We start from the raw sequence: 2869 nt of genomic DNA, 5'->3' as shown, positions 1-2869 counted from the left end.
CGAAATGTTTTATAACAGTAAGCGTCGGCATGGTTCGAGCAATCATATGTCACCGACAGAATATGAAAACCAGTATTATCAACGGCTCGGAAGTGTCTAGATTATCCGTGGCGATTCAGAACGTTTTCCTGGACATCACTCTACCATTTTGTTTTTCTGGTATTTCGTCAATGGGAGTGGATCTATATTACTGGACTCTTCTGGAATAGTGCTTCATTAACCATGCCTGATGACTGAGTGCCCTGCGCCTGGAATCCGGATAAACCAAGGTTGGATTGAGGACCGATGTGCCTGTTCACCGTAATCGGAAACGCTGTTCGATATGGATTTTTTAATAGATTTTAATTATTAATTTAATATGATTAATTGTTTTTTCTGATCGTTGAGTGGGGTCACGGTATACTTACCATATACATATAGAGGAGAAACAGCCGTAGTCTGCTTTTTCCATTTTATTCTCCGCCCGGATCTCAGGGAGTTCCCGTCATGTCAGTATCCTGGTTGTTTTCCGCAGAAGCACAACTGTTTATCTCCGTGGTTCGTACTGGTAGCATATCTGTCTGTGCTAACCAGCAGCATCTCCGCCCGGAGGAGGTCAGGCGGCGGCTGCTCCGGTGGCAGTCATCGCTGCCTAATCCGTTGTTTTCGCTTCACCAGGACCTGTTGTTACTGACGCTGGAGGGTAGGCAGTTGTACTGTGCGTTATGCGAGCTGCTCCCTGGCGATATCTCGTGACAATAATTGCTGGCAGTTCCGAGTTGTGTCGCCGCTCTTAATGCTGAGCTACCGGGGTCAGCCAGTGTTCAACGCTGGCACTCAGTAACCCCAGGGTATCCTCAAGGAGCGGATATTTATTCTGCAGGCAGTAGACGTAGCGGTCGAGTGTCGGGCAGTCTGTCGGTAAATCCAGCAGTGTGACGTCCCCCCCCTGAAAAATGCGTGCAACCGAGAGGGGGACCAGGCTAACAGCCAGCCCCTGCTGAACCAGACGCAGACGTTGGCTCATCTCCGGAAATCGAACCACCTTCGGTAGCACCCCCGTCTGCTTCAGCCAGCCCAGGACGCGGCGGGCGTGCTCGTTATCAGGCACTACGTTGTACTGCGCCATCGGCAGTTCATTCATCAGCGTTACGGGTGAGCAGGTACTCAGTTCCGCCGCCACCGCGAGTTTTAACGGTTCTTCGGGTAACGTCATTCGGTAAAGTCCTTTTTCTTCAGGGAGGGGGGCGGCATGCAGTCTGCCTGGTGATTTACCAACGCAGACTGCATGCCGCCGAAGGGCAGTATCTGCATTTGAAGATACTGTGCGGGCATCAGCGCGGATAGCTTGTCGGCCAGTGTGGTGCAGAAACCGCTGTACAGACCGTCAGTGGCCATGCTCAGGGTGTTGATCAGAGAGACTTCTCCCATCCGGTGATTTCTCTCCAGTTCCATCAGACGCTGATAATTTGGCCAGACGTCATGGTACAGCGCTTCCCCCTGAGGCGTCAGGCGCAGGCCATCCGGTAACCGGGTAAATAGCTTATAGCCCAGACGTTCTTCAAGCTGTGTGATGCTTCTTCCCTGCGGGGAAGCAGTGATACATAAATGCTCGGCGGCTTTCGCCAGGCACTTCTTTTGCGTGACGACAATAAAATAGTGCAGCTGTTTTGATGCGAACAACATGATGGTTTCCTTCTCTGACCGGAACATTGGGTGAACCACGCTGCCGGTATCTGCCGGGGTAGAATACCGGCAGTCATCATTTTCCCTGCGCATGATACCCTCAATAATAGTCCGGGGTACCATTTTGTCATCCTGTTACTACCGTGGGACAGGGGACCTGACGTCTGTGCGGGACTGTAGCCGGATATAAGATTGCAGCCCCCTGACCTGAGCTTGAATCAGGGCGATTCGGCATCTGAGACGGAAATAATCCCGCTGAGCGGTGTCAGTAAGTCGGGTGGGGGGGCATGAGCCAGGCCGGAGGTGGCGGCATTTTCAGCGCCATCGGTGCAACGGGCGTGGAGCTGCAGGCGGCGCTGCCCAGAACGAATGCGCTGCTCCAGAAGAGTAATATGATTTTTTTCATGTGTCAGTTCTCCTGTAAGTTGCTGGTCTAGTGCGGCGACCTTCAGCTGCTGCTCCTGCTGCAACTGAAGTTGTCGTGAGGTCTGCCGCAGGCGCTGCTGTAGGTCATCCTGTGCCCGGCAGGTTTCCTGCCAGCGGCGATGATAGTGGCTGGCGCATGTGATGCTGGTGATGAAGGCGGCGCAGAGGCCTCCCCACCACAGAAGTCGCAGCGAGGGTAGCATCATGATAAAAACCTCTCACGCTCCGCGTGGCGGCGACGTGCCAACCCGGCCAGCACCCTTCCGCCGGCCCGGTTCCAACGCAGAAACTCGTCTGCGGCGGCAGCGTAGTCGCCGGCGTTGAGGCGCTTCAGAAGAGTGGAGTACGCCAGCGCCTGAATGCCCGTGTTGTAAGTAAAATCTACCAGTGCGTCAAACTGCTGCTGACTCAGAGGAACGGTCACCAGCGACTGCACCGCCTGCTCATAGTGAGCAATGCCTTGTGACAGAAGGTCTTCAGCCTGCATCCGGCTGATTGTCATCCCCTGGTGAACAGAAACCCCATTGATTGGTTGTGTCCAGCCGTAGCCGATGGTCCAGACACCGACACTGTCCTGATAGGCCACTGTCCGGCAGGACTCGAACTTCCGGAGCAGGGTAAGACCGTCATCACTCATCCGCATGGAAGTCCTCCTTTGTCGTAAGCGTAAACCCAGTGCCGTATGTAGCCATTAAGCCAGTGCTGGTAACTTAGACGCCCACCTGTACAGACGGACATCTAAGTATGGAATCCCAATCCTGGCGAAAAGAACCCCGTA

The 2869-nt window shown here is 54.0% G+C and carries 5 protein-coding genes; all 5 read right to left on the bottom strand.

The genetic code is table 11. The features are described 5' to 3' along the window. Positions 1–772: 772 nt before the first annotated feature. The 5 genes from ACTJJI_RS26130 to ACTJJI_RS26110 all read right to left on the bottom strand — a co-directional run bounded on the left by ACTJJI_RS26130 (position 773) and on the right by ACTJJI_RS26110 (position 2734). A complete protein-coding gene (locus tag ACTJJI_RS26130) occupies positions 773–1195 on the bottom strand; it encodes a LysR family transcriptional regulator substrate-binding protein (RefSeq protein ID WP_440656294.1) in 423 nt (140 codons plus the stop codon). Then, positions 1192–1665, bottom strand: coding sequence for a LysR family transcriptional regulator (locus ACTJJI_RS26125; RefSeq protein ID WP_440656292.1), 474 nt, complete (start codon positions 1663–1665; stop codon positions 1192–1194). The genes ACTJJI_RS26130 and ACTJJI_RS26125 overlap by 4 nt, the downstream gene beginning before the upstream one ends. 138 nt (positions 1666–1803) lie before the next feature. Further along, entirely contained in the window at positions 1804–1893 is a 90-nt protein-coding gene (locus ACTJJI_RS26120) for a hypothetical protein (RefSeq protein ID WP_440656296.1), read from the bottom strand. Continuing rightward, the gene (locus tag ACTJJI_RS26115; RefSeq protein WP_440656290.1) at positions 1884–2297 is read right to left on the bottom strand and encodes a lysis system i-spanin subunit Rz; all 414 of its coding nucleotides are present in this window, start codon (positions 2295–2297) and stop codon (positions 1884–1886) included. The genes ACTJJI_RS26120 and ACTJJI_RS26115 overlap by 10 nt, the downstream gene beginning before the upstream one ends. Then, a complete protein-coding gene (locus tag ACTJJI_RS26110) occupies positions 2294–2734 on the bottom strand; it encodes a lysozyme (RefSeq protein WP_440656288.1) in 441 nt (146 codons plus the stop codon). Before ACTJJI_RS26110 ends, ACTJJI_RS26115 begins: the two co-directional genes overlap by 4 nt. Positions 2735–2869: the final 135 nt, after the last annotated feature.

It is taken from the genome of Enterobacter sp. 22466, from assembly GCF_052044775.1.
Taxonomy (GTDB): Bacteria; Pseudomonadota; Gammaproteobacteria; order Enterobacterales; family Enterobacteriaceae; genus Enterobacter; species Enterobacter dissolvens.
The sequence above is the reverse complement of the archived record's forward strand: the minus strand, read 5'-3'. Positions and strand labels throughout refer to the sequence as shown.